This window comes from Peribacillus sp. NPDC094092 (genome assembly GCF_050279365.1).
GTDB lineage: Bacteria > Bacillota > Bacilli > Bacillales > DSM-1321 > Peribacillus.
This window is the reverse complement of record NZ_JBNNUC010000001.1, coordinates 1,279,356-1,306,077: the sequence shown is the minus strand read 5'-3', so window position 1 is coordinate 1,306,077 and position 26,722 is coordinate 1,279,356. Positions and strand designations below refer to the sequence as shown.

Here is a 26,722-nt window from a genome sequence, read left to right as displayed (position 1 = left end):
GTATGGGTAAGGGTCCAAGAGATGAACACCGTTTGGAAGAAAGTATGGTGACTGATTTTGAAAAAGATATGTCCTATGGGGACTACCTGCATTTAAATCAAATATTGTCAAGTCAGCACCGGCTTTCCGGTCATCACGATGAAATGTTGTTCATCATCATTCACCAAACAAGTGAATTATGGATGAAATTGATCATCCATGAATTGACCGCAGCAACAGCCCTTATTGAGGCAGGACGCTTGGAGCCTTCCTTTAAGATGCTATCCAGAGTGGCCAGGATTCAGCAGCAACTTGTTCAATCCTGGAATGTGCTTTCGACCTTGACGCCATCCGATTATATGGAATTCAGGGAGAAACTAGGAAACTCTTCAGGGTTTCAATCATTTCAGAACAGGTTGATAGAATTTGCAATGGGTCAAAAGAATTCACAAATATTGGCCGTTTTCCGTCACAAGCCAGAGCTTTATGAGTCGATGATGGCAGCTTTGAATAAACCTAGTATTTATGATGCGGCTATAGGGGCTTTGGCTGCAAGAGGGCTTCCCATTGATCAATCGGTCCGAAACAGGGATTGGTCTGTCATTTATCAGGAAAATGCAAGTGTTGAAAACGCGTGGCTGACAGTATACCGTGATGTGCATAAATACTGGGATTTGTATGAGTTGGCCGAAAAGCTCGTTGATATTGGAAGTCAACAACAATTCTGGAGATTCAATCATATGAGCACCGTTGAACGGATCATTGGTAATAAAAAGGGAACCGGCGGATCGTCCGGTGTAAGTTATCTGAAGAAAGTGGTCGAACAGCCGTTTTTTCCTGAGCTTTGGACATTAAGGACCAAACTGTAAGCTTGGAATGGCGGGAGGACTACAGGGGATACGTGGTTAGATAGTTTCAGCGCCTGAATGAAAATACGCTATATTGGCCAGGAGATACGCAATATTCATACCGGTTGAATTCATCGATGGCTGAAGGGCCAACTGTAAATATAGGGGAAATCCGGATGAGTAATCATTAGGCACTCAACTTGATTTCCTTTCATTTTGATGGGGGTGGAAGGAAATAACATTTATTGGCGCTGCTATTGTAGTAAAGGTTTTGCAGCTGAAAGCATTGGCATTAAAGATTTTGAAGGCATACATGGGCCGGAGGTTGTTACAACAGGCCAAGTGGAAGGGCTGGTCATTGACGTACTGGAACCTGGACTTTATGATTTGGCTGCATTGCCGGTTGCATGAGAAGCCGGGGACGTGAGTCCAGTCATGGCCGCTGTGAAAAAGAAAAGCTGATAGGGGGGAGATAAGAATGGGGAAAATTGGAGTTTACGGGTCTTCCTTCGATCCGGTCACGAATGTGCATTTATGGACAGCATCGACCATTGCGCATCGTGCAAAGCTAGACAAGGTGATTTTTTTACCTTGCGCAAATGGCCGTATCGATAAGCAGATGAAAACGAGTAATGAACACCGTTGGGAAATGCTCAAGTTGGCAATAGGGGGCAACCCGCTATTCGAAGTTAGTGATTATGAAATCAATGAATGCGCCGGAACGAGCAAACAATATACTTGGTATACGATGGAACATTTTAAATCACGCTTTCCAAAGGACGAAGTTTTTTTCATAATGGGTGCAGATTTACTTGAAGATATTGATAATCAGGAGTTACCGGTACATTTACGATGGAAATTCAGGGAAAAATTGATTGCCAACCATAAATTCATCGTCATGGCGCGGGACGGGATAGATATGCTGAAAATCATATCCAAAAGTCCGTTGCTAAGGAATTATGATGATGGCAATACATTTCACCTTATAGATAAAGGCCTCTCCATGGAAATCAGTTCTACATATATAAGGGATGAATTCGCGATGGGCGGGGAACCAAGATATTTACTGCCTGATCAGTGTTATAAATATATCGTGGACAATAAGCTGTATCAAAAAGCATCAAACACATAAGTTTTGGCCGTATTAAAGGGCTCGTCCTCCCCGTTGGATCGAGCCCTCTTCGTTTGGGAAATACTTTAACTTTCCACACATTATGAAATTTAAATAAAAGGACATGTAATACCCAGTTGACAACTATGTAAACTTTGTTTTATGGTAAGGATATACAATAATCAGAATATTTGCTGATCAGAGAACTGAAGGCATACTATCTCCTAAATAAAACGAAGGGAAATAGCATGCCTTTTTTGTTGTATAAAAAGGGGGAAGTTCATGAAAAAGTCGATGTTATTAACAAGTTTGATCTTAGCTATCGGTGTACTTGCTGGTTGTAACTCGGAAAAAACGGAAGGGAAAGGGACATCAAAGTCAGTCGAGCTTTTGAATGTGTCATATGATCCGACGCGGGAATTGTACCAGGAATTCAATGAAGCGTTCGTGAAGCACTGGAAAGAAGAATCCGGTCAGGATGTAACGATTCAACAATCACATGGTGGATCTGGTAAACAGGGCAGGGCCGTTATTGATGGATTGGAGGCGGATGTCGTTACATTGGCATTGGCTTATGATATTGATGCCATTTATGAAGCTAGTAACCTATTAGCGAAGGATTGGCAAAAACGTTTACCGGAAAACTCGACACCATACACATCAACGATTGTGTTTTTGGTGAAAAAAGATAACCCTAAAGGCATTAAAGATTGGGATGACCTTATTAAAAAGGATGTATCCGTCATAACTCCAAATCCGAAGACAAGCGGAGGGGCAAGGTGGAATTACCTGGCTGCCTGGGCTTATGCGCAGAAGAACTTCGATAATGACGAAACAAAAGTGAAGGATTTCATGAAAAAACTTTATCAGAATGTTGAAGTCCTCGATTCAGGGGCCCGAGGTGCAACCACCACTTTCGTTGAAAGGGGAATTGGTGACGTACTTATCGCTTGGGAGAATGAAGCCTATTTAACACTGGAAGAATTCGGTGATGACAATTATGAAATCGTCAATCCTTCAATCAGTATATTAGCAGAGCCACCGGTAGCTGTTGTCGATGAAGTGGTCGAGAAAAAAGGAACAAAGGAAGTGGCTGAAGCTTACCTGGAATACCTATATACGGATGCCGGTCAGGAAATTGCCGCGAAAAACTTCTATCGTCCAAGGGATGAGAAAGTTCTCGCTGAATACGAAGACCAATTTGCAAAAATCGACATGGTGACTGTTGAAGATACGTTTGGCGGTTGGAAAAAGGCCCAAGAAACACATTTTAATGATGGCGGTACATTTGACGAGATTTATCAACAGTAATAAGCATGAAGGAGAAGGTGGCTTTATCACCTTCTCCTTCATAAATCGGAAAAAGAGCTGAGGCGAAGCTATGAATATAGTGACAGAAGGTAAACAGACGAAAAAGAGGACCATACCCGGTTTTGGATTGACGATGGGTTTTACGTTGCTGTATCTATCCATCATCGTTTTGATTCCGTTATCCATGGTTTTTCTAAACACATTTTCAATGGGGCTTCAGGATTTTTGGGCGACCATAACTGAACCAAGGGTTGTTGCATCGTATAAATTGAGTTTCATGACAGCGTTAACTGCGGCTTTTGTGAACGCAGTTTTTGGTGTGTTAATTGCCTGGGTGCTTACACGTTATGAGTTTCCCGGCAAACGGATCATCGATGGACTGGTGGATTTGCCTTTTGCCCTCCCGACTGCCGTGGCAGGAATTACTTTGACCACCTTGTACTCACCGAACGGATGGATCGGGCAGTTTTTCGGCTTTAAAATCGCTTTCACTCCTGCCGGGATCATCATTGCCCTAATATTTATCGGTCTTCCATTCGTGGTGCGGATGGTTCAACCGGTGCTCGAAAATATCGAAAAAGGGATGGAAGAAGCGTCTGCTTCTTTAGGGGCGAATCGAATGCAGACATTCATTAAAATTATCTTTCCGGAATTGGTTCCAGCGATATTGACGGGTTTTGCACTTTCGTTTGCGAGGGCACTTGGAGAGTATGGATCGGTTGTCTTCATTGCCGGAAATATGCCGTTTAAAACGGAGATTTCCCCGCTGATCATCATGACAAAGCTTGAACAATATGATTATGAAGGAGCAACAGCTGTTGCGGCCGTCATGCTCATAATTACATTTATAATCTTGTTCACCATCAATATCTTGCAATGGTGGACCGGCAAAAGATATTCAGGGAAGTAGGAGGGGATATGATGGAACAAGGTAATTCAGTGGTTGCTAAAACGAAGCATCCAGTCAGTATTACGAGAAACGCAACAAAAGAGCCTAAATCCATACAATGGTTCCTTATTTCCATTGTATTGCTATTTTTGACTTTATTTTTAGTTGTCCCATTAATCGCAATCTTTGTGAAGGCTTTTGAAAAAGGTGCAGAAGCTTATTTTGCTGCCATTACCCATCCTGATTCCTTGGCTGCGATTAAGTTAACATTGATCGTTGTACTCATCACCTTGCCACTTAATGCCATATTCGGGGTTGTGGCTGCATGGACCATAACAAAATATGATTTCAAGGGAAAAAACTTCTTAATAACACTGATAGACTTGCCTTTTTCCGTTTCACCCGTCATTGCCGGGTTGATTTTTGTCCTACTGTTTGGCTTGCACGGAACTTTTGGTCCGTTGCTGCAATCCTTTGACATTAAAGTGATTTTTTCAATACCAGGGATTGTCATCGCCTCCATTTTCATCACATTCCCATTCATTGCACGCGAATTGATCCCGCTCATGCAGAGTCAGGGCACGTCTGAAGAAGAGGCTTCACTCACCCTGGGGGCTGGAGGGTTTAAGACATTTTGGTATGTGACGCTTCCAAATATAAAATGGGGGCTTCTATATGGAGTCATCCTTTGCAATGCAAGGACAATCGGGGAGTTTGGAGCTGTATCGGTCGTATCGGGCCATATACGTGGCATGACTAATACGATGCCGCTTCATATTGAAATCTTATACAATGAATATCAATTTTCGGCTGCATTTGCCGTTGCATCCCTGATGTCCTTCTTTGCAATCATGACCTTGATCGTTAAAAGTTTCATAGAATGGAAAACGGACTTTAAATCAACCAAAGCGAGTTAGGAGGAATGAAATGAGTATCATCATTGAAAACGTTACAAAATATTACGGGTCCTATCAAGCACTCCAAAACATCAATTTGGAAATAAAAAGCGGTGAACTCGTAGCTCTCCTTGGACCTTCCGGATCGGGAAAAACGTCATTATTGCGTATCATCGCCGGTCTTGAACAAGCAGAGAACGGCAAGATTCTCTTCAATGAAGAGAATTATACGCATAAACATGTAAAAGATCGGAATGTGGGTTTCGTCTTTCAGCATTACGCCCTCTTTCGAAATATGACGATTTTTGATAACATCGCCTACGGATTAAAGGCCAGGCCTAGAAAAATAAGGCCCAGTAAAAAAGTTATTGAACAAAAAGTCACCGAATTACTTCAGCTTGTCAAGTTGGAAGGATATAAAGAACGTTATCCATCCCAATTATCAGGCGGACAGAGGCAACGTGTCGCATTGGCAAGGGCACTTGCGGTTGAACCGAATATCCTTTTGCTTGATGAACCATTCGGGGCATTGGATGCCAAGGTTCGCAAGGAACTTAGGCGCTGGCTAAGAAGGCTTCACGATGAATTCAATGTTACGAGTGTGTTCGTGACGCATGATCAAGAAGAGGCGATGGATGTTGCTGATCGGGTCGTAATCATGAATGAAGGGAAAATTGAACAGATCGGCACCCCGGAAGAAGTATATGATCATCCTGAAAATCCGTTTGTTTATGATTTTCTCGGCAGTGTCAATTTATTTAAGGGCAACGTCCATAAAGGGAAATTGGTAACTGGGAATGTGGAAATGAATGCCCCGGACATTGAAGATGGAATGGGCACTGGTTATGTAAGGAATCATAACTTTATCATAGAAAGAGAACCATCGGAAAAGGACTCGATTGCATCCATCATTGACCATATCCATACAATTGGCCCCATCGTCCGGATAGAAGTCATTCGTCAGGATACAAACGAACCGCTGGAAATCGAACTGACGAAAGAACAATATTTGAATCTGGGAATGAGCAAAGGGGAAAGGGTATTTGTCCGCCCAAAAGAATTGAGAGTTTTTGTCGACTTTATGGCTGGGATTTAAGAATGAGTCGAATATTGACGAAAAAACCGCTAAGAGCGGTTTTTTTTAGTTTTTTAATGGTGCTGACAGCAGGGCCTTCGGTATACGAAAGGGATACAACCTGCAATCTGTGGCAAAAGGGCTTCCTTGCATTCGGAAATGGTGAGTTTTTACCCGTCAATAGTCTATGGTCACATGGAGCTAAACACTAGATAAAAAGTCTTGCATCAAAATAAGAAGAGTGTTATGTAAGATATTGGATGTTTTATCACGAGAAAAAGTCGAATTTTTATGGTTAATGTTAAAATTGAAATATAATTGTAATATTGTTATTACGCATTTGACAAAATCTGATGATATACTACGACTAAGATGAAAACATAGTAGAGTTTAAGAAATGTATTTAATATAATCACAACCTTGAAGATTACATAAAGAGTAAAAAAAATAGAGAAGAGTTCCCAGCAATTTATTTTGACTAATCATTTTTCATAGAGAAAAAGAAGTGGGTCGATGGAAATGCAAGGGGAGGAAAGCAGGGGAAATGAGTTTGAAGAAAAAACTTATCGTATTGAACACGACAATTATGCTTGGCTTAGGAAGCGCTTTTGCCATACCGTCTGTAAAAGCTGAATCTATCTCGGATATTCAATCACAACGCACAGGAATACAATCAGATATTTCAGAGGCAGAACAAGTTATTCGGGAATTGAAAAAAGAACAAACAAAAATGAATGCACAAATTGCCCAGATAGAATCGGCAATGAAAGAAAATGACCAAAAAATCAAAGATACTAAACAAGAAATTAAAGACACCGAAAAAGACATAGATTCTTTAAAGAAAGAAATTAAAGCGTTGGAAGAAAGAATCGCAAAACGCGAGGAAGTCTTGAAAGAACGCGCGGTTTCATTCCAAGAGAGCGGCGGGGACGTTGAGTACCTAGAAGTTGTTTTAGGTTCTAAAAGCTTTGGTGAATTCGTTAATCGTGTTGGAGCGGTAGCCACTATCGTGGAAGCTGACCAACAGATTCTTAGCGAACAGGAAGCGGATAAAGCTGACTTAGAAAAAAAACAAGCGACTGTTGAGAAAAAATTGCAAAGCCTAAAGGACATGGAAGTAGAGCTTAAAGGCATGCAATCTCAAATTAAAGATCAAAAAGCTGAAACTGTCAATATGAAGGCTAAGATTGAAGAGAAAGAATCGGAAACAGCGGCCCTAAAACAATCTTTAGAGAATAAAGATGCCGGTTTAGAAGCACAAATTGCGTCCATTCGTGAAAATATCAAAAAAGAGGAAGAACGTAAAGCAGCAGAAAAAGCAGATCTTGACCGTGCTGCTGAAGAAGTGAATTCTTCTAGTGAAGGAACATCAAGTTCATCTAGTAAAGAATCATCAAATGATTCTAAAGCTGAATCGTCAGCAACTGGTTCGTCTAAAGGTGAATCATCTAAAAACAGTTCTGCTGATAAACCTGCACCATTTAGCAAGCCTGCAGCCAGTAAAACTGAAACAAGCAAGCCTGCAGCCAGTAAAACTGAAACATCAAGCAAGCCTAGCAGTGCAAATACAGGCTCTGCAATTACAGCAGGTTATAAATATATCGGTAACTCCACATATAAATTTGGTGGCGGAAGAACGGCATCCGATATCGCTAACGGTCTTTTCGATTGTTCAGGATTCGTTGCATGGGCTTATAAACAAGCTGGTGTGAACCTTCCAGCCAGTACGGATGCATTGAAAAATGCAGGACGTCAAGTATCTAGTAGTCAAAAACAACCTGGAGATTTAGTATTCTTCAATACTTATAAAACGGATGGGCATGTCGGTATTTATGTCGGCGGCGGCAAATTTATCGGTTCCCAAAGTTCAACAGGTGTTGCGATCGCCAATATGGCAAGCGGATATTGGGCAGATAAATTCAACGGACGTGTCGTTCGCGTAAACTAATCGTTCTTTAAGTAAGCAGGGGAGTAAATGCCCCTGCTTATTTTTTTTGAAAAAGATCGAAAAAAAATGAAACTTATTTTGAAATTAAACGTAAATAATATAAGATTAAACAAGGATAGGTGATGTGGACTTTCAGTAATCTGGGTAAAGATATAATGAAACAACATTCCATACTATTAAACGGAGGCAAAAAAACATGATGAAAAAATTTATGGCTGCATTACTTACGATTACACTAGCATTCTCGCCAGTCGGCACTTATGTATTTCAAGATCATACGGAGTCAGTCGATGCAAGGGGATACAAGTCCGGGAAAAGAAGCTTTAACAGCAACAACAATAATAATTCGAATTTCCAAAATAAAGAAACGAAGAAGTCCGATGCTACTACTGCCAATAAAGCTAAGACTGGAAACACATTCGCAAAAGGCGGTTTAATGAAAGGGCTTATGCTAGGTGGACTGGCAGGTTTACTTTTTGGTAGCCTATTCGCCAATATGGGAATGCTTGGTTCTATACTTGGTCTATTAATCAACGTGTTGGCGGTTGTAGTATTAATCGTTGTAATCCGTAAAATATTCACATACTTCAAAGATAAGAAGAAGAAAGAAGATACAAACCCATGGAGAGGCTAAAGATTTCCGAACAAGATATCATCAATGCGGTTTGTGTATACATTGCCCGTAAAAAGCAGGTACAACCCAATGAGGTGGAAGTGGAGTTAATGTTTGATGATGATTATGGCTTTTCGGCGGAAGCGTTCGTCGATGGCCGGAAACAAGTGTTAATTACCATCAACTTGATAGAAGCGCTTCGCTTATGGCTGGATGAATATATGAATAAAGATCCATATTCGGGTATTGAACTTGTATTGGATGATGAAGAAGGCATAGTGGCTTTAGTAAGTGAAAGTAATAGATGAGTAAAAAAGGATGCCGTAAACGGCATCCTTTTTTTATTTAATATGCACAAATCGGTCTGGGGGAAAGGGATAAAAGAGACAGAAAAATAGTAAAGCGGACTAAGCAAAATCTTAAATTAGCATCACTTATTTCAAACTCTAAAATATATATTTTCCATTTGTTGCAAAAAGTGGTCCTTGGAAGTAGGATGGATATATGTTCAAGTCAAAGGAGGAGAAAAAGTGAAAGGGTATATTGAAGATATCACTTTTTTAAATGAAAAGGCCATAAAGTTCGGCAATGAAAAAGTGGAAGCGATACTTGCGCCATCTTTAGGAAGCAATCTGCTTTCGTTGAAATACAAGCATAAAGATATTGAATTGCTGCGCACTCCGGATAGTGTGGAAGAGTATAAAAAAGCTCCCATTTTATACGGAATGCCAATCCTGTTTCCTCCTAATCGAATTGAAGATGGTCAATTTACATATAAGGGGACTGCGTATAAGTTTCCAATCAATGAAAGGAAAAAATCCAATCATATTCATGGTTTTTTGCATGACAAGCCGTGGCAAGTCTGCAAAAAGGAAGTGAACGGGAAAGCAATCATCATTCATACTGAATTTTCAAGCAGAGATTTTGATTTAAAAGGCAGCTCTCCACAAGATATCACTGTGAATATGTCTTTCTCTTTAAATGCAGAAACATTGGAAATACAATTGGAAATCACTAACAAGGGCATTGAACCCTTTCCGTGGGGAGCAGGTTATCACACTGTATTCAATTTCCCATTTGGACCAGGGAGTAAATTGGAAGATTGCAGAATATCTCTTCCCGTCAATAAACATTGGGAGTTGAATGAAAGGTCATTGCCCACCGGTGCAATTCATGAAACGGCCAATACATCGGAAATACAAAACGGTATTAGTTTGGATGGCCGGTTATTTGATGACCTATTTGGCTATGATGAGGAAAGAGCGCTGGAAAACGAGTGTATACTCACTGACCATGAGGCGGGCATACAGGTCAATTATCATGGCGATCAACATTTTAAGTTTTGGGTACTGTTCAACCAGGCGGGGTTCGTCTGTCCTGAACCATATACATGGGTAACAAATGCACCTAATTTGGATTTGTCTGCAAAATTGACTGGATTGAGGGAGTTAGGCTCAGGGGAAACGGTTCAGCTGACAACTAGATTGATTATGAAAGAAATATAAAAAAACACCTTGGCACTTATGGAGGCCAAGGTGTTTAAGGTTATGCTTTTTTTCTCATCCATAGTGGGTATAGGATGATTCCGAATACATATAAGGCGATGCCAAGTATGAACGTATTCATATCAGCTGTACCTGTCTTGATGACCCAAATCGAGTAAATTAACGCCAGGATGGTGATGATGCCATCACGTACCCTTGAGCCTTTCATGATGTCATAGGTTTCCCCAGTCATGACTAGTTTCAATTGATACAGAACCGAAGCAAGATACGGGATCAAGTAAGCGAGTGTAGCGACGATCATCGAGAATTTATAAGCTTCCAAGATCGTACCCGAAATAGTGGAGAATAAGAATATCTGTGTCATGATATTTGTTATTGTCATAGAACGGACAGGTGTGCCATTTTTGTTCGCTTTTGCAAAATAGGCCGGAAACAGGTCCGATTTTGCTGCCTGGTAAGGAACCTCTGATGCAACGACAATCCATCCGATTGTAGATCCCAATAAGGAAATGACGGCAAGAGCAGCCATTAAATACGTACCGCTTGATCCAACTACAGCTTGCAGTGCGTCAACAAGCGGTTTTTGTGATATTTTCAAATCGTCTTGTGATATGGCACCCATCGTCAATAAAGTAATGCCGATATAAATGGCAACAGCGATAAGTAAACCAAGAATCGTCGCTTTCTTTACATCATTTTGTGACTTGGCGCGGTTTGAAAGCATGACGGCAGCTTCAATTCCGATGAAGGCCCATAATGTTGAAATTGCAGCAGCATTCACTTGTTCACCTAAAGAGATGGCAGATCCCGCCTTATCATAAAATTCAGCCCCGTTCCCTAGGTTGGAAGTATCGAAGATGAATATCGTGATAATGATGAAAAATAAGAATCCAAGTACTTTGGTAACCGTAGCAAATAGATTCATTTTCCCTGCACTGTTAAAACTTCTTACCAAGATTGCCTGAATCCCCCAAAGGGCAATGGAACATACCGCAAACGTTAATGCTTTACCTAGTTCAAGTTGAAACGAACCGGCTGTATAAATCACTTTCGCACTATGCATCACCGGGAAGAACGTTGAGAGGTAACCAGCAAATGAAATGATGACAGAAGCTGTCGCAGCCCAATTCGCAGCCCAATAGCCCCAAGCCATGCTATATCCTGAAACTCTTCCTTTAGCAGGGGATTTAAATAAAGATTGAGCATAACTTTGCGGTCCAGCTTTCAAATCCGGTTTCCGGATTGCCAGGTTACCAAACACCAAAGCTATTAGAAAGACTCCCAGTCCAGTAACGATCCATGCCAATGTAGCCCCTAATGGACTGGATACCTGTGCTAATTGAGCAGGGAGCATGAAAATTCCTCCGCCGACCATATTCCCAATAACGAATGTGGTCAAAATCAATAAACCCCATTTTTTATTTACCATTTATATCGAACCTTTCTTAAATACAGTGTGTGTTTATACCGACAACTTATACTAAAATAGTATATCTCAAGTAGTTTAGTTTGGTAAAGTGGTAAATAAGTAAAATGTAAAACGCAGACTAATCAGAAAATTCTAGTTAGCATTGACAAAACGAAGGAATTGGATTATATTAGTAAATACCAAGTTAGTTGGTAAGAATAATGCGGTTTGTGCTTTGAATCGTATTTTCTATAACTTATGCAACTCCCGAATATTGCCGATTAGTCAACTAAAGGCACCCTTACATCTACTTCTGTTAGATGGCGGGTGCCTTTTATTTTTTATAGTGAGGGGAGGGGAATGTGGAGCTCCTATTAATTGGTTATTCTTATACGTAAAGTAATGATGAGGATATGATAGGTAAACCAAGTTCCTCAAGAAATCATGGAAAGCGGGAAGCTTTCATTTGCTTATCGTACGAACAATTTAAACATTAGGCATGAAACGAAGCTTTTTTACCAATAGTGAAGGGGAGATATTATGGAAAAGCAAGAAGAATTGAAAATCAGGCATATCATTTCAAGCTTGGAAGATCTGAAATATGGATCAGTGATAATAACCATACATGATGGTGAAATCACACAGGTGGATACAACCGAGAAGAAACGATTCCCATTAGTGAAGGGCAGGGCACTTAAATCTAGATGAATAAATAGTTATTAACGGGGCTTTCGATATGAAGGCTCTTTTTTTATACAAATAATCATTCAATTAGAATTTAGAAGAAGATTGTACTGCTTTCAACATGGTAGAATAAGTTAGGGTATAAGGGAGTTTAAATGAAATTTAAGGGAGGAACAAGGAATAGATGACCTTACAAACGATAGAACATGATATCTTGGCATTAATTGAAACATTTAATGGGAAAATCGCCTATAAAATTGAAAATGGTCTTGGGGACACGATTGGATATCACGAGAATGAATCCTTTCAATCGGCGAGTCTTATCAAAATACCGATGATCATCGAGGGTTATCGTCAAAGTGAACAAAAGAAAATCTATTTGAATCAACCAGTGACCATCCCGCCTAATGAAGTGACAGGGGGATCTGGGGTCCTGCATGTCTTATCGAATAAGGTATTTTTAACCGTTGAGGATTTATTGACATTGATGATCACTGTTTCTGACAATACATCCACGAACATGATGATGAACCTGCTGGGATTCGAGGAAATTAATCAATGCATCAAGGAACTTGGTTTGAAAAATACGGTCCTTGAACGAAAAATGCAGGATTTTAAGGCATTAAAAGAAGGGCGTGACAATACCATATCGGCGGAAGATACGATTACGTGCTTGAAAGCGATACATACAGGAAACTTTTTAACGAAAGAAAGCCAGGAAAGAATATTGCGTGTATTTGACAATCAGCAATTAAGGGATAAACTTCCATCACTGATGGGCAAAGGGGTCAAGGTCGCAAGCAAAACGGGCGGAATTCGTGGAGTTTCCCATGATTGTGCAATCATTCGTTCAGAAACACAAACTGTTTATGCTGCAATTCTTACCGAAGATATGAAATCGGAGGAAGAAAGCCGTCAAGTAATCAGTAAAATTGGAAAATTGATATATGATGATATGGTCGCAGTATAAACTGTCAGTTTAAATAGTTTTGGAAGAGCGGGAAGTCTTTCATGATTTCACGCTCGTCGATCTTGGCTATAGAGGGGTCAGGTGGGAAGAATGGTAAATGAAAGGGAAATGAAGCGGGGAAAGACTTTGAAAAGCGCGATGAAATTAGGTGTAATGAGTGTTGTTATATTACTGGTTTATTTTGGTTTTATACACATGAAAATTCAAGAAAGCATTCACCAGCCAATTCCTGAAAATGCCGATTACCTCATTATTCTTGGAGCAAGGGTCAAAGGTTCGGTTCCTTCATTATCCTTACAATACCGGATTGATAAAGCGGCAGAATATTTAACGGCCAATAAACATCCAGTGTTCATTATATCTGGAGGCAAAGGACCGGGGGAATCGGAAGCGAAAGCATTGCAACAAGGGCTAATCGCCCAGGGAATTGAAGAATGATGGAAGACAACTCTACAACAACTCACGAAAATATCGTTTTCTCAAAAGAACTGATTCCCGATACGGCAGCTTCAGGATTGATCGTAAGCAATGACTTTCATATCTACCGGGCAGTTGAAATAGCAAGAAAAGAAGGCTTGGACATGAAGGGGATGCCGGCAAAAACACCAAAAGTGTCACTGTTGAAGTCATATACCCGTGAATATCTTGCCATTACCAAATACTATTTGACAGAGTTGATTGGGAGGTAACATCCAGTGGATAAAGATGGGGAGGGTGCTTTTTTTACTCAACTTCCACGACAACATGAGGAACTTCCCAAAAATCTTTCTCTTGATATAGCTCCTTAAGTGTCTTAAAAACGGGAAAACCCGTATAGGAAATCTCGACTTGTTCATCAGCATCCACTTCTTCCACATCTATATCATCAACAAAACCAAGTTGATCATTGTTTTCCATTAAATAAAATCCGAGTGCCTCATACCCGCTATAGGCAACAATGACCTTACTGTCAAAACCGCTATTGGATACCTTGTAATATTTCATTGATTGACCTCCTTGTTGATACTGTTTCTTATTACTCTGATATACCCATTAATTAATATCTGAATCACTAAATTGGATAAATAAAGAAAATGGGAAGGCGAAAAGTATGTAAATATCACTGGATAATTTGCTATCTTCATCAATTCATGTTACTCTAATAATGAATTGTTTTTGATTGTGGAAGAGGATACTGATTATTTTCCAAATGATTAAAAATAGTAATACAATGTGTGTTATGCACTAGGAGGCAACAACAATGGAACAAGGTACAGTTAAATGGTTTAATGCAGAAAAAGGTTTTGGATTTATCGAACGTGAAAACGGAGACGACGTATTCGTACATTTCTCAGCTATCCAAAGCGAAGGCTTCAAATCTTTAGACGAAGGTCAAAAAGTAACTTTCGACGTTGAGCAAGGTGCTCGTGGAGCTCAAGCTGCTAACGTTCAAAAAGCTTAATTTTTAAATTAAATCGTAACCGATATGAACAGACTTCCTCGATGGGAGTCTGTTTTTTAATGAAAATGAAAGCGAAAAAAATCCCACTCTGAAATGAGTAGGGTTTTAGTGACTTGTCATTAAGCTTTTTTCAATTCTTCTTCAAAGAAAAAAGTAGTTGGATGTTCTTTAACAGTGTAAGAATATCTCTTCATGTTTTTTACATATGCCCATTTATTAATGGTTACTGATTCATTAGTATCCTGAATAGTTACTGTTTCACCAGTATTATACTTATTGCTTCTCAATTTAGCCACCCTCTTTATCAATAGTATAACACATATTTGCGAATGAAAGATGTGTTCAAGATATTCCAATATATATTGGGCTTTAAAATCAGGTTATGTATACGGAACTAGCCCAATTATTTGGCTGGGGACAAAGGCTAAAAGCCTGATGGTGTTTGATTGATGAGCAAAAAAAACAGCCACAAGTTCCTAAGTAATACAGGAATCATGTGGCTATGAATCAGAAGGTCCTCAAGAATGTCAGTTAATGAAAACGCCCAATCCCCATTACGGAAGGCAGGTTCGGAAGTGCCGTCCTGTTTGATGCCATCGATGTTGGGTGAAAACGTTGATATATAAGGGTTTTGTGATTTTTGAACAAAAGGATAAAAATGGATAACGGCTAGAAAAAACGCTTTTTTGTGACCACATGTGACTATTTCTGTTACCACTGAATGACAAGAGAAAGTGCAGTTATAATAAGCCTAAACAGTAAATATTGTTCCCTTAGGGGCAACGGAGTTTCAACCACAAGAGAACAAGACTATAATACCATTATCATTACTAATAGCAGTTCGAGTGTGGGGGTGGAAGTGAAAATGTAGCCATGGTTTTGGTGAAAAGTACCCCCCCCCGATCAAGAAGCACAATGATACAATACTATTTATTTGTATTCCAAATTAATAAAGAATACAAATAAGTCTCTCTCTAAATTTGAGACCTAAAAAAAGATCAATCTCCTGTAGAAATCGACCTTTTTTCTAATAACTATACAAAAATATTAGTTTCTTGGATCTACATAATCTGGATAATCCGTAATAATTGCGTCAACTCCCATATCTAATAGGAAATCTGCTGCCTCTTGACTACGTACTGTCCATGATCCAATTTTCATATCAAGAGAGTGAATTTGATTTACTAACTCTTTAGTAACAATTCCATAGCTTGGATTAAAATAGTCAGCATATGTTGAAAATTCCTGTAAGGCTTGTTCTGTTGTGTCAGCTCTTGAAGATGTTAACACACCGATTGGAACTTTAGGAACGAGATTATTCATTTTTTCAATTGATTCATGGTTAAATGATTGGAGAATGATTTTTTCATTTTGTGGTTTATCAAGATTTCGTTCTTTTAATTCTTCAGCTATATTTTCTTCCATCCCAGGATATAGCTCTGGAGCCTTTAATTCTACTAATATTCCAATTTTCCCGTGGTAACGATCAAGAATCTCATCAAATGTTGGGATTTGTTCACCAGCAAATTGCTCACCTTTCCAGCTGCCTGCATCAAGGCTTCTTAGCTCTTCAAACGTGAAATCACCAACCTTTCCAGATCCATCCGTTGTTCGATCAACTGTCGTATCATGGATAAGTACTAATTCTCCATCCTTGCTTCTTTGAACATCAATTTCAATATAATCTGCCTTCATTTTTACTGCTTTATCATAAGCAGCAATCGTATTTTCAGGTGCATATGCCGATGCACCACGATGGGCAACATTATCAACCTTTCTTAAGTCTCCTATTGTTATTGTTTCTGATGCAAAAGCTTGACTTAGTGGACTGAATAACAACGTAAGGGCTACCCCGGCACCTGCTAATACTTTTTTGTTCATGTTCTCCATCTCCAATCTAAAATATGTATTCAGCTATAATTATAGAAAAGAAATGTTGAAGCAATATGTTTATAATGTATTGGTTTTATATTGCTAATATCCTTTTTAATCAATTGGAGATTTTACGGTTTAGATTCCCTATTAGGATTTCTTAATGTCTCATGAGACGTGTGAGAGCGGGTGTCAGACACCGATTGATAGTGAATTTAAAGACTAATGACTCATTTACAAACTATTCAGTTAAATACATAATTAGGAATATTATGAAAAAGGAGGGATTGTATGTATAAAAAATCACTAACAGTACTATTGGCTGCGGGTATGGTTCTATCGACTGGTACAGTATTTGCACAAACAAACGGGGCAACAAATGCCCATTCTGACACAGCTTTTGATAACAAAGTTATCAAAAAAATTAGTGCGGACAATATGTATAATACGATTGCCTATCTATCAGAGCAACCGAGGGCTGCTGGTACAGAAGGGGAGCTCCGTGCAGTCAAATACATAGAAAGTCAGTTTAAGAGTCTTGGTTTTGAAACAAAGGTTCAGCCTTTTCCCATCTATGATACGGTGCAAAATGTAAAAGTGAAAATTGGTGACAGTGATTTAGGAGGAACACCGCGTGCCCTTAGCGGCAGTATCAGCGGCAAGGTAACGGCCGAACTTGTTAATGTTGGAAAAGCAAAGCCAGAGGAAGTTGGAGAAAATGTTTCTGGGAAAATTGCACTAGTTGAACGTGGGGACATCACCTTTGTTGAAAAGGTTCAGAATGTGCTAAATAAAGGAGCGGTAGGCGTTTTAATGTACAACAACTCACCATCAGGAAATAATTTCGGACAAGTATCAGCGGGGCAAAATATACCTGCTGTAGCCATTACCCAAGCCCAGGGGTTGGAGTTGGTCGAACAGCTTAAAACTAAACAAATCACGTCCACTCTGGAAGTGGGAAAAGCTGAAAGAATCGAAAAGACATCCTACAATGTCATCGCTTCCTTAAAACCAAAAGCCAATAAAGATAATGGTCAAATCGTGACTGTTGGAGCCCATCATGATTCTGTCCCGGGCGGCCCGGGTGCAAACGATGATGCTTCGGGTGTATCAGCTGTGCTGGAACTGGCAAGGATCCTGGCCAAAACGCCAATTGACACTGAAATTCGCTTTCTCACATTCGGATCTGAGGAAAGAGGGCTCGTTGGATCATCCTTCTATGCGGATTCCCTTCCCAAAGAGGATGTAGACCGCATGGTGGCTCACTTCCAAATGGATATGATAGGCGGACGTGATGCTGGCGAGGATAATCCTGCTGGTGGTTTGATTATGTATACTATTGATGGAACTAAAAACCTTGTGACGGACCTGGGTTCCTCGGCAGGGGCCAGAACGATGGATGTTGCGCTTCCTTATGGACAGTTGGGCAGGAGTGACCATCAACCATTCCATGAGCTTGGCATTCCATCCGCCTTGTTTATCCATTCCCCTGTTGAGCCTTGGTATCACCAGCCTACAGATACACTGGATAAGATATCGAAAGAGAAATTGCAGCAAGCAGCTGAAATTGTCGGTGCCAGTGTGTATCAAATTGCCCGTCCGGAAACTCCGGCATTAACAAATGCACGTGTAGCTCCTGGCACGGTAGACTATGATTTTGATGACCGTCCGGTAGATTAAAATACTTCATTGTAGAGAATTACGAGATTAATAATTGGAGGGAGGGCAGCTGTGTAGTTTACAGATGCTCTCTTCTTTTTATCGGCCAGCGCCTACGATCAATTCATATTCCTGACGTGTTGATAGAAAAACTAAAAAAGGAGAGAATCGTTGTTGTCGGACATAAGTTGAAGCAAGGTCAAAACTTCAATGATTATGATTTAGTTGTTTGTGCACGCTATGGTAATCCGCTCGATTCTGCAACTCTTTCCAAACGACTAAAACCCCAAACGATAAAGCTAGGTTTACCGACAATCCGTTTTCATGATTTAAGACATACAAGTATAGCCACGTGCTTCCTAGTATGCAGAAACACGTGGCTGATGAACTTGATAATTTGTCTAAAGTCAAAGAAATGTGACCATTCAAGGTTTTAGCCCTTCAAAACCCCTCTATATCAACGCTTTAATTAAAACGCCCAATCTCCATTACGGAAGACAGGTTCGGAAGTGCCGTCCTGTTTGATGCCATCGATGTTCATTTTCTCTGATCCAATCATGAAATCGACATGTGTAAGGCTCTCATTCAGTCCATGTTCTGCAAGCTCTTCTGGACTCATGTTTTTTCCGCCTTCAATACAGAAAGCATAGGAGCTGCCGATAGCGAGATGGTTTGAAGCATTTTCATCGAAAAGTGTGTTGAAGAATAAAACATTCGATTGGGAAATCGGTGAGTTGAATGGAACAAGTGCCACTTCACCAAGATAGTGTGAACCTTCATCCGTTTCAACCAATTGTTTTAGGATTTCTTCCCCTTCTTCCGCTTTTACTTCAATGATCCGTCCTTCCTTAAAGGTCACGGAAAAATTATTGATGATATTTCCGCCGTAACTAAGTGGTTTCGTACTGGAAACCGTTCCGTTAACGCCTGTTTTCAATGGAACTGTAAACACTTCTTCGGTAGGCATGTTAGCCATGAATTCATGACCCTCTACGTTAACGCTTCCTGCTCCGACCCAAAGATGTTTGTCGGGTAACTCGATTGTCAGGTCGGTTCCGGGAGCCGTATAATGCAATTTTTGGTAATGCTTATCATTTAAATAATCAACCTTTTCATGCAGGGTATCATCGTGTTTTTTCCAGGCTTCTACAGGATCCTTCACATCAACACGAACTGCTTTGAAAATGGCTTCCCATAGCAGATCAACACGTTTTCCTTCCGCCTCTTCAGGGAATACTTTATCAGCCCAAGCCTTTGAAGGGACGGCAACGATGGACCAGCTCACTTTATCGGATTGCATATACTGACGCCACTTCTTCAGGGCAGTCCCTGATGCTTTTTGGAAGTTGGCAATCCTTTCTGGCTTCACACCTTTTAATAAGTCAGGGCTGGAGGAGATGACGGATAGATAGGCAGCTCCGTTTTCTGCAAGTTCGATCGTTTCTTCCGCACGCCATTTTGGATACTCGTGGAACACCTCATCCGGAGCCAGTTCATATTTGGTACGTGAAACGATATCGTCATTCCAATTTACGATGACATTGCGCGCACCGTTTTCATATGCTTTCTTTACGATGAGACGCACAAGATCAGCGCCCTCCAACGTTGTGTTTACGACCAGGGTTTGATCCTGTTGGATGTTTACGCCGACTTTTACGGCAAGTTCTGCATATTTTTCTAAATTCGTTTGAAAATCACTCATCATTTCAAAACTCCTTTTCCATTTTCTACATTTATAATTGTACTTAATTGTCATATAAAAAAGAAACTTTTTACATCGTTTTTGAAAACTTATAGTTATTAGACGAAAGAGTTCATTAAAACCGGCAGGGAGATGAATCAGTTAAGGTTCATTCACCTTAGCACAAACCCCGGTATCATTATCGTATGACCCAGCTCAAGCGGCAGCCGATTTGTCTATCTTGCATTCTACCAATATGATCGAAGGAAAGACTTTTGAAAAGGGTTGAGTAGTTGAATGATTCAATCATTTAGGACATTGAACAATGGACTGAAAGAAAGAGGGCCTCTTTGAGACCCTCTTTCTTGATAGTCAAAAAATCACTTACCCAAATTAATCCAGACACTTTTCACTTCAGAATAGTTGTCCAGTGCATAAGATCCCATTTCACGTCCGATTCCGGATTGTTTGTAACCGCCGAACGGGGAAGCTGCGTCGAATGCGTTATAACAGTTCACCCATACAGTACCGGCACGGAGTTTTCCTGCAACATAATGGGCATTGGCTATATCGCTAGTCCATAGGCCGGCAGCCAATCCGTATTCACTGGCATTTGCACGGTTAATGACATCATCTAAATCCTCGAATGGCATTGCCGCAATGACCGGACCGAAAATTTCTTCTTTGGCTATCGTCATATCCTCTTCAACACCGGCAAATATAGTAGGAGAAACAAAGTAGCCTTGGTCACCCGGTTTATTACCGCCGACAAGAACTTCCGCACCCTCGTTTTTTCCTTTTTCAATATAGCCCATTACCCGATTTTGCTGCTCTTCGGAAACAAGAGGTCCAATTTGTGTACTTGGATCTAAACCTACCCCTTGTTTTATGTTTTTTGCATGGCTTGCCATATCGGCAACTACATTATCATAATGTTTCTTTTGGATATAAACCCTGGAACCGGCACAGCATACTTGCCCTTGGTTAAACATGACCCCATTCAAAGCTCCAGGGATGGCTTTTGAGAAATCCGCATCAGGCAGGATGATGTTTGGCGATTTCCCTCCAAGTTCCAATGTGACCCGTTTCAATGAATATGAAGCGGAGCGCATGATCAATTTTCCAACTTCGGTCGAACCGGTAAATGCAATTTTATTTACTTGCGGATGGTCGACAAGTGCTTGTCCAGCGGTTTCACCAAAACCGGGAACGATATTGACCACCCCATCAGGGAAACCGGCTTCAGCCAATAATTCAGCCAGGTATAGCGCGGAAAGCGGGGTTTGCTCAGCAGGCTTCAATACAACCGTACAACCTGTAGCAAGTGCCGCTCCCAGTTTCCACATCGCCATAAGTAACGGAAAGTTCCATGGGATGATTTGGCCGACAACACCAACGGCCTCGTGTTTTGTGTAGTTAAAGTAATTTCCGCTTACTGGAATGGTCTGTCCGACAATCTTGGTGGACCAGCCAGCAAAATATCTCATATGTTCTATAGCTAAAGGAATGTCGGCATTGGTCGTTTCACTGATTGGTTTACCATTATCCAACGTTTCCAATTGAGCAAGTTCGGTTTTATTTTCTTCCATTAAATCGGCAAGTTTATACATTAGCCTACTGCGTGAAGCTGCGCTCATTCTTGACCAAGGCCCCTCATCGAATGCTTTGCGTGCAGCCTTGACGGCTAAGTCGATATCTTCTTTATCAGCTTCATAAACATCGGCAAGTTTTTGTCCTGTAGCAGGATTAGGTGTGGAGAAGGTTTTTTTTGAAGCACTTTCTACAAACTGCCCATTAATATAGAGCTTTTTTGGACCTGTTAAAAATTTTTGCAACTTTCCACTTACTTCTAACGTTAGATTTGTCATTAATTACCCTCCTGAATAAAATGATTATCTTGGGCAAAACATGATGACTTATTGTTAACGCTATGATTTATGCCAATTTTTATGATAAATGAAAAAAAGGGAATATTCAATCTATAACATTCGACAGAATATCCAAGATTTCTTCATCAATTTAAAAATGAAGCGTTTTTTTGTCATGACATGTGTAAATACTATAGCGAAAATGAAAGTTAATAGTTAAAATGAAGAAGGATAAAATAACAAGAAGGTCTAAAGTTCTTCAGGAGGAATATATGGGAAATGATGCGAAAATGATATCGCAACGCAAGTTACTAGGTGTTGCAGGTCTGGGATGGATGTTCGATGCACTTGATGTCGGCATGCTTTCTTTCATTATAGTTGCTTTGAAACAGGATTGGAACTTAACCAGTGAGCAGGTTGGCTGGATTGGGAGCATAAACTCCATCGGGATGGCGGTTGGAGCCGTATTCTTTGGGGCGATGGCTGACAGGGTCGGACGGAAGAATGTCTTCATCATTACATTATTATTGTTTTCAATCGCAAGCGGCCTGTCTGCAGCAGTCAGTACACTCAGCTTGTTCTTGATATTGCGATTTTTGATTGGAATGGGACTTGGAGGAGAACTTCCGGTTGCCTCGACATTGGTCTCTGAAAGTGTTGAAGCGAGTAAAAGGGGAAGGGTTGTCGTCCTTCTTGAAAGTTTTTGGGCGGTTGGCTGGATTTTGGCAGCACTCATTTCCTACTTCATCATTCCGGCTTACGGTTGGCGGGTTGCCTTGTTATTGAGCGCAGCTCCAGCTTTATATGCGCTGTATCTGCGCTTGAAACTGCCGGATTCACCGAAGTATACGGAACTGGAAAAAAAGAAGAGACCGTCTGTTTTAAGCAATATGAAAAGTGTGTGGAAAAAGGAATACTCCCGTCAGACCCTTGTATTGTGGATTCTGTGGTTTTGCGTGGTCTTTTCCTATTATGGGATGTTTTTGTGGCTGCCAAGTGTGATGGTCCTAAAAGGCTTCAGCATGATTCAAAGCTTTGAATATGTTTTGATCATGACGCTTGCACAGCTTCCAGGCTATTTTTCAGCTGCATGGCTGATAGAGAAGATGGGACGTAAATTCGTTTTGATCACATATTTAATTGGAACTGCCGTCAGTGCCTTTTTCTTTGGATCGTCAGAGGGGCTGGCACTGCTGATCGTTTCCGGGATGTTCCTATCTTTCTTCAACCTGGGGGCATGGGGTGCACTTTATGCATATACACCTGAGCAGTATCCGACAGCAGTTCGCGGTACAGGTGCTGGGCTAGCTGCAGGGATCGGGAGGATAGGCGGTGTCCTTGGACCGTTGCTTGTAGGGTATTTAGTTGCGGCAGACACCCCGATATCATCGATTTTCACCATTTTTACAATCGCTATTCTAGTGGGTGCCATTGCCGTAGCTTTTGGGAAGGAAACAAAGAATACCGTTTTGACATAAACAAAAAGGAAGGGGACTGTAATCAGTCCCCTCTTTTCATTAATTAAAGTCTTTAATGATTTTTAAAAGGGATTCGGAGGCTCTTTTCGGACTATCAGCATTCATGATGGCCGATACGACTGCGGCGCCGGATAACCCGCTACCAGAAAGAGTGGAAATGTTATCTGCAGTGATACCCCCGATGGCTACGGCGGGAATGGATACGCTTCGGCAAATTTCCTCCAGATCCCCAATGGCCATCAGGGTTGCATCTTGTTTGGTCTTTGTAGGGAAAACGGAACCGACTCCGATATAGTCTGCTCCATTTCGTTCGGCTTCGAGAGCTTCTTCAAGAGTGGAGACAGATAAACCGACTATCATATCTTCAGGAACCATTTGTTTGACCACAGTCAGTGGAAGGTCATCTTGCCCAATATGAATCCCATCCGCTGCAACCGCAAGTGCTATATCCACCCGGTCGTTGATGATCAGGGGAATGGACAGTTCATTCAATAACTGTTTTAATGCAGAAGCTTTTTTATAAAAGGAAAGGGAGGAATTGTTTTTCTCTCTAAGTTGTACGATCGAGACACCTCCTGAAACCGATTCTGCAATGATTCTGGTCAATTCCTCTAATGCTAGAGACTCTTCCGTAACTAAATACAGGCTTAAATCAATTTGGGACTTCTTCATGTATTTTCACCTCATGCATCCAGATTTCCTTATCCATTCTTGATATTGCATCAATTAATCGCACACGAAACGTCCCTGTTCCTTCATCTTTTTGAAGGTTTGCAGCAGCTAGTTCCCCTGAAATGCTCATAGTGGAGATACCGGCGATTGCCGCAGAATAGAAATCGTCGGTGACTCCGGAAAAAGTGCCGATAAGAGCGGTGGACATGCAACCGGTACCTGTAACATTAGTTAAAAGGAGGTTCCCATTGTCAATGACGGACGTATGTTTTCCATCGCTGACCGCATCCTTAGCTCCGCTGACCACGACGATACTATTCAATTTATTTGCTGCCCGTGTAGCCAGTTCTGCATTGCTAATCGCTAGTTCCTCCGAATCCACCCCGCGTGTAACGGTATCCCCACCCATCAATGATAGAATCTCACTCGCATTCCCGCGAATGATTTGGAAAGAAACCTTACTAAGGAGCACCTTGACCTGCTCTGTACGATAGGGGGTGGCACCAACTCCCACAGGGTCCAAAATGACCGGGATATCCAGGTCATTTGCCGTCTTTCCGGCAATCTCCATTGCTTCCAAGGCTTTATCATCGATCGTACCGAAATTCAAGACCAATGCATCCGCTAATTTGACCATATCCGCCACTTCTCTTGGGCTCGAAGTCATTACTGGTGAACCACCGATGGCAAGGGTGGCATTTGCACAGTCGTTGACCGTAACAAAGTTGGTGATTTGGTGAATGAGTGGTTTTCTTTCTTTTACCTTCACGAATAAATCGGCTGCAGAAACCTTCATATTAATTCACTCCGTTCTTTTTTTGAAAATGAATGAAAATGATGGACAGGTCCATGACCTTTACCGATTGAAAAGCTATTGCGTATCGCTTCAGAAATATAGGTCTTGGCCTTTTCGATAGACACTTGCAAGGGCAGCCCATTTGCCAGGTTTGATGTAATGGCGGATGATAGGGTACAGCCAGTGCCATGAGTGTTTTTTGTATGAATGCGCTCTCCCTCGATCCAATGGAAGTCAGTGCCATCATAAAAAAGGTCATTTGGATTACCTGCTGCGTGGCCTCCTTTAAGTAAAACGGCCTTTGGCCCCATTTCTTGTATGGACATGCATGCCTTGTGGAAATCTTGTTCCGTTCGAATCGACAAGCCAGTAAGTACTTCCGCTTCCGGTACATTTGGGGTTACAAGTGTTGCAATCGGGAGCAAATCCACTTTTAAGGCAGAGACAGCCTTTTCGTCGAGCAAATGGTGGCCGCTTTTGGAAATCATGACAGGGTCAAGAATAATGATGGAAGGCATGAAGTTTCTAAGGGAAGCAGCGACTGTTTCCACGATTTCTTTTGATCCAAGCATGCCTATTTTTACTGCATCGACAGGAATATCTTCAAAGATCGCTGCAATTTGATCAGATATGATTGCTGTTTCAATTGGCTGCACTGAACGGACTTCCATTGTGTTTTGTGCGGTTACGGCTGTGATGGCAGACATCCCAAAGACACCATGTGCAGAAAATGTTTTTAAATCCGCCTGTATTCCAGCACCGCCCCCTGAATCAGAGCCTGCGATGGTTAATGCTGTTTTCATAAAAAAACCCCTTCATATAATTATTTTTTAGAAGTATTTTAAGTAATATGAAAGCTAAAATCGCCCCAGTGAATGAACTGAGCATAAAAGCCGGTAAAAAACCAAAAAGAGCCGCTTTTTCCCCCAATAGGAGGAGGGCAAGTGGATAACAGGCTAGGGAACCGAGAATGCCGGTCCCGATCACTTCACCTAAACAGGCGAATTTTAAGCTTTGTGTTTTTCGATAAAGGATGGCAGCCAATAGTGCACCGATCATGCTGCCGGGAAAAGCAAAAATTGAACCGGTACCAGACATGTTTCTAATGATGGAAACTAAAAAAGCTTGTGTTACAGCATAAGCTGGCCCCAATAGAACGGCCGTCAGGACATTTGCCAGATGCTGAATGGGAAAGACTTTTGCAAAACCTGCAGGGATGAAAATAAATGAACTGGTCAGTGTCGTTATAGCCGTGATCATGGCAGTCAATGTCAGTTTCTTGATAGGATTCATCATCATGCCAACGACCTACAGCGGCCAATCCTGTTCATTTTGAACCATATCCCAGAATAAATATTCATATCGGGAAGTAACCAAAAAGTGCTTTTCTAATCTAAGAAGTTCTGTTTCTGGCATGCCTTCCGTCAATTCCTCCAACAAAGCGATCAGCCATTTGTGTGCTTCCCCGAATTCAGGAGATGAATAGGATCTTATCCAATCTGCGTAGCGATTGTTTTCCAATGCTGCCCCATTTTGTTCTTTTAATAGCAAACCGATTTCATAATAATCCCAAGCGCAGGGCAGGAGACAGGCGATCAAGTCTGCCAAAGTCCCATGCTGAGCTGCATTTAGCATGTATCCTGTATAGGCTAGAGTGGTTGGAGTGGGTTCTGTTTCTTCCAATTCCTTGGAACTGATCCCGAATTCGGAAGCATAATGCCGATGAATATCCATTTCCACTTGAAGGGTTTCATTTAAAATGCTCGCAAACTTTGCCATGGTTTCGATGTTATGTGCTTTGATGACACCTAAAGCAAACAGCTTGGAATAATCCATGAGATAGATATAGTCCTGCTTCAGGTAATAAGCAAATTTCTTTTCAGGAAGCGTACCATTTCCAATTGCCTGGACAAAGGGATGTGAATGGTTCCTTTTCCAAATCTCTTTTGACCGTGCATGCAGTCTATCACTGAATCTTTCTAATTTAACATTCTCCATTGTTCATCCTCCTTTAGAAT

General features: G+C 41.0%; 27 protein-coding genes and 1 pseudogene. 17 read left to right on the top strand and 11 right to left on the bottom strand.

The window, feature by feature from the left end; all coding sequences use genetic code 11:
• Positions 1–2 precede the first annotated feature (2 nt).
• From kynA to ACQKNS_RS06180, 11 genes are all read left to right on the top strand, one after another.
• On the top strand, positions 3–848 hold the full coding sequence (gene kynA / locus ACQKNS_RS06230; RefSeq protein ID WP_427641652.1) for a tryptophan 2,3-dioxygenase: 846 nt from the start codon (positions 3–5) through the stop codon (positions 846–848).
• 204 nt (positions 849–1,052) lie between these two features.
• Positions 1,053–1,238: a hypothetical protein gene (locus ACQKNS_RS06225; protein ID WP_427641651.1), complete on the top strand. Its 186-nt coding sequence runs from the start codon at positions 1,053–1,055 to the stop codon at positions 1,236–1,238.
• A gap of 67 nt (positions 1,239–1,305) precedes the next feature.
• Positions 1,306–1,959: a nicotinate (nicotinamide) nucleotide adenylyltransferase gene (gene nadD, locus ACQKNS_RS06220; protein WP_427641650.1), complete on the top strand. Its 654-nt coding sequence runs from the start codon at positions 1,306–1,308 to the stop codon at positions 1,957–1,959.
• A gap of 261 nt (positions 1,960–2,220) precedes the next feature.
• A complete protein-coding gene (locus ACQKNS_RS06215; RefSeq protein ID WP_427641649.1) occupies positions 2,221–3,249 on the top strand; it encodes a sulfate ABC transporter substrate-binding protein in 1,029 nt (342 codons plus the stop codon).
• A gap of 70 nt (positions 3,250–3,319) precedes the next feature.
• Positions 3,320–4,159 (top strand): sulfate ABC transporter permease subunit CysT, encoded by an 840-nt coding sequence (cysT, locus tag ACQKNS_RS06210; protein WP_427641648.1) that lies wholly within the window; start codon positions 3,320–3,322, stop codon positions 4,157–4,159.
• A gap of 11 nt (positions 4,160–4,170) precedes the next feature.
• On the top strand, positions 4,171–5,055 hold the full coding sequence (gene cysW, locus ACQKNS_RS06205; protein ID WP_427641647.1) for a sulfate ABC transporter permease subunit CysW: 885 nt from the start codon (positions 4,171–4,173) through the stop codon (positions 5,053–5,055).
• Positions 5,056–5,065: 10 nt separating this feature from the next.
• The gene (locus ACQKNS_RS06200; protein WP_427641646.1) at positions 5,066–6,130 is read left to right on the top strand and encodes a sulfate/molybdate ABC transporter ATP-binding protein; all 1,065 of its coding nucleotides are present in this window, start codon (positions 5,066–5,068) and stop codon (positions 6,128–6,130) included.
• Positions 6,131–6,653: 523 nt separating this feature from the next.
• A complete protein-coding gene (locus ACQKNS_RS06195; RefSeq protein ID WP_427641645.1) occupies positions 6,654–8,057 on the top strand; it encodes a PcsB-like coiled-coil domain-containing protein in 1,404 nt (467 codons plus the stop codon).
• Positions 8,058–8,256: 199 nt separating this feature from the next.
• A complete protein-coding gene (locus ACQKNS_RS06190) occupies positions 8,257–8,691 on the top strand; it encodes a hypothetical protein (RefSeq protein WP_427642151.1) in 435 nt (144 codons plus the stop codon).
• Positions 8,679–8,978, top strand: coding sequence for a YxcD family protein (locus ACQKNS_RS06185; protein WP_098371236.1), 300 nt, complete (start codon positions 8,679–8,681; stop codon positions 8,976–8,978). Before ACQKNS_RS06190 ends, ACQKNS_RS06185 begins: the two co-directional genes overlap by 13 nt.
• 222 nt (positions 8,979–9,200) lie before the next feature.
• On the top strand, positions 9,201–10,175 hold the full coding sequence (locus tag ACQKNS_RS06180) for an aldose 1-epimerase (protein WP_427641644.1): 975 nt from the start codon (positions 9,201–9,203) through the stop codon (positions 10,173–10,175).
• A 40-nt stretch (positions 10,176–10,215) separates the two neighbouring features.
• Here the strand turns inward: ACQKNS_RS06180 and ACQKNS_RS06175 are convergent, their stop codons facing one another.
• Positions 10,216–11,604, bottom strand: a complete 1,389-nt coding sequence (locus tag ACQKNS_RS06175; protein WP_427641643.1) for an amino acid permease — start codon at positions 11,602–11,604, stop codon at positions 10,216–10,218.
• Between the two features lie 519 nt (positions 11,605–12,123).
• Between ACQKNS_RS06175 and ACQKNS_RS06170 the strand changes: the two genes are divergently transcribed.
• The 3 genes and pseudogenes from ACQKNS_RS06170 (at position 12,124) to ACQKNS_RS06160 (ending at position 13,926) form a co-directional block, all read left to right on the top strand.
• The gene (locus ACQKNS_RS06170; RefSeq protein ID WP_427641642.1) at positions 12,124–12,291 is read left to right on the top strand and encodes a YezD family protein; all 168 of its coding nucleotides are present in this window, start codon (positions 12,124–12,126) and stop codon (positions 12,289–12,291) included.
• Positions 12,292–12,451: 160 nt separating this feature from the next.
• A complete protein-coding gene (locus tag ACQKNS_RS06165; protein WP_427641641.1) occupies positions 12,452–13,237 on the top strand; it encodes a serine hydrolase in 786 nt (261 codons plus the stop codon).
• Between the two features lie 108 nt (positions 13,238–13,345).
• Positions 13,346–13,926 (top strand): annotated as a pseudogene (locus tag ACQKNS_RS06160) (YdcF family protein).
• Between the two features lie 34 nt (positions 13,927–13,960).
• On the opposite strand, the gene ACQKNS_RS06155 reads toward ACQKNS_RS06160, so the two are convergent.
• The gene (locus tag ACQKNS_RS06155; protein ID WP_427641640.1) at positions 13,961–14,221 is read right to left on the bottom strand and encodes a hypothetical protein; all 261 of its coding nucleotides are present in this window, start codon (positions 14,219–14,221) and stop codon (positions 13,961–13,963) included.
• A gap of 256 nt (positions 14,222–14,477) precedes the next feature.
• Between ACQKNS_RS06155 and cspC the strand changes: the two genes are divergently transcribed.
• Entirely contained in the window at positions 14,478–14,678 is a 201-nt protein-coding gene (cspC, locus tag ACQKNS_RS06150) for a cold shock protein CspC (RefSeq protein ID WP_010331195.1), read from the top strand.
• A 119-nt stretch (positions 14,679–14,797) separates the two neighbouring features.
• On the opposite strand, the gene ACQKNS_RS06145 is transcribed toward cspC, so the two are convergent.
• Positions 14,798–14,965: a hypothetical protein gene (locus tag ACQKNS_RS06145; RefSeq protein WP_179086028.1), complete on the bottom strand. Its 168-nt coding sequence runs from the start codon at positions 14,963–14,965 to the stop codon at positions 14,798–14,800.
• 760 nt (positions 14,966–15,725) lie between these two features.
• Complete coding sequence (locus ACQKNS_RS06140) at positions 15,726–16,559, bottom strand: glycerophosphodiester phosphodiesterase (protein ID WP_427641639.1); 834 nt, start codon at positions 16,557–16,559, stop codon at positions 15,726–15,728.
• A gap of 282 nt (positions 16,560–16,841) precedes the next feature.
• Here ACQKNS_RS06140 and ACQKNS_RS06135 point away from each other — a divergent pair, with 282 nt between their 5' ends.
• Positions 16,842–18,230 carry a M28 family peptidase gene (locus ACQKNS_RS06135; RefSeq protein WP_427641638.1) on the top strand — a complete coding sequence of 463 codons (1,389 nt, stop codon included), beginning with the start codon at positions 16,842–16,844 and terminating at the stop codon, positions 18,228–18,230.
• A gap of 448 nt (positions 18,231–18,678) precedes the next feature.
• On the opposite strand, the gene ACQKNS_RS06130 is transcribed toward ACQKNS_RS06135, so the two are convergent.
• The gene (locus ACQKNS_RS06130) at positions 18,679–19,911 is read right to left on the bottom strand and encodes an aminopeptidase (RefSeq protein WP_427641637.1); all 1,233 of its coding nucleotides are present in this window, start codon (positions 19,909–19,911) and stop codon (positions 18,679–18,681) included.
• Positions 19,912–20,270: 359 nt separating this feature from the next.
• Positions 20,271–21,758: an aldehyde dehydrogenase family protein gene (locus ACQKNS_RS06125; RefSeq protein ID WP_427641636.1), complete on the bottom strand. Its 1,488-nt coding sequence runs from the start codon at positions 21,756–21,758 to the stop codon at positions 20,271–20,273.
• Positions 21,759–22,030: 272 nt separating this feature from the next.
• On the opposite strand from ACQKNS_RS06125, the gene ACQKNS_RS06120 reads away from it, so the two are divergent.
• A complete protein-coding gene (locus tag ACQKNS_RS06120; protein ID WP_427641635.1) occupies positions 22,031–23,236 on the top strand; it encodes an MFS transporter in 1,206 nt (401 codons plus the stop codon).
• Between the two features lie 39 nt (positions 23,237–23,275).
• On the opposite strand, the gene thiE is transcribed toward ACQKNS_RS06120, so the two are convergent.
• Genes thiE through tenA form a run of 5 tightly spaced genes read right to left on the bottom strand, consistent with a single transcriptional unit; the run spans position 23,276 to position 26,702 of the window.
• Positions 23,276–23,908 carry a thiamine phosphate synthase gene (thiE, locus tag ACQKNS_RS06115; RefSeq protein WP_427641634.1) on the bottom strand — a complete coding sequence of 211 codons (633 nt, stop codon included), beginning with the start codon at positions 23,906–23,908 and terminating at the stop codon, positions 23,276–23,278.
• Positions 23,889–24,704: a hydroxyethylthiazole kinase gene (thiM, locus tag ACQKNS_RS06110; protein WP_427641633.1), complete on the bottom strand. Its 816-nt coding sequence runs from the start codon at positions 24,702–24,704 to the stop codon at positions 23,889–23,891. The genes thiE and thiM overlap by 20 nt, the downstream gene beginning before the upstream one ends.
• Positions 24,701–25,507, bottom strand: coding sequence for a bifunctional hydroxymethylpyrimidine kinase/phosphomethylpyrimidine kinase (gene thiD / locus ACQKNS_RS06105; RefSeq protein WP_427641632.1), 807 nt, complete (start codon positions 25,505–25,507; stop codon positions 24,701–24,703). Before thiD ends, thiM begins: the two co-directional genes overlap by 4 nt.
• Positions 25,476–25,997, bottom strand: a complete 522-nt coding sequence (thiW, locus tag ACQKNS_RS06100) for an energy coupling factor transporter S component ThiW (RefSeq protein WP_427642149.1) — start codon at positions 25,995–25,997, stop codon at positions 25,476–25,478. Before thiW ends, thiD begins: the two co-directional genes overlap by 32 nt.
• Positions 25,998–26,012: 15 nt before the next feature.
• Complete coding sequence (gene tenA, locus ACQKNS_RS06095; RefSeq protein ID WP_427641631.1) at positions 26,013–26,702, bottom strand: thiaminase II; 690 nt, start codon at positions 26,700–26,702, stop codon at positions 26,013–26,015.
• Positions 26,703–26,722: the final 20 nt, after the last annotated feature.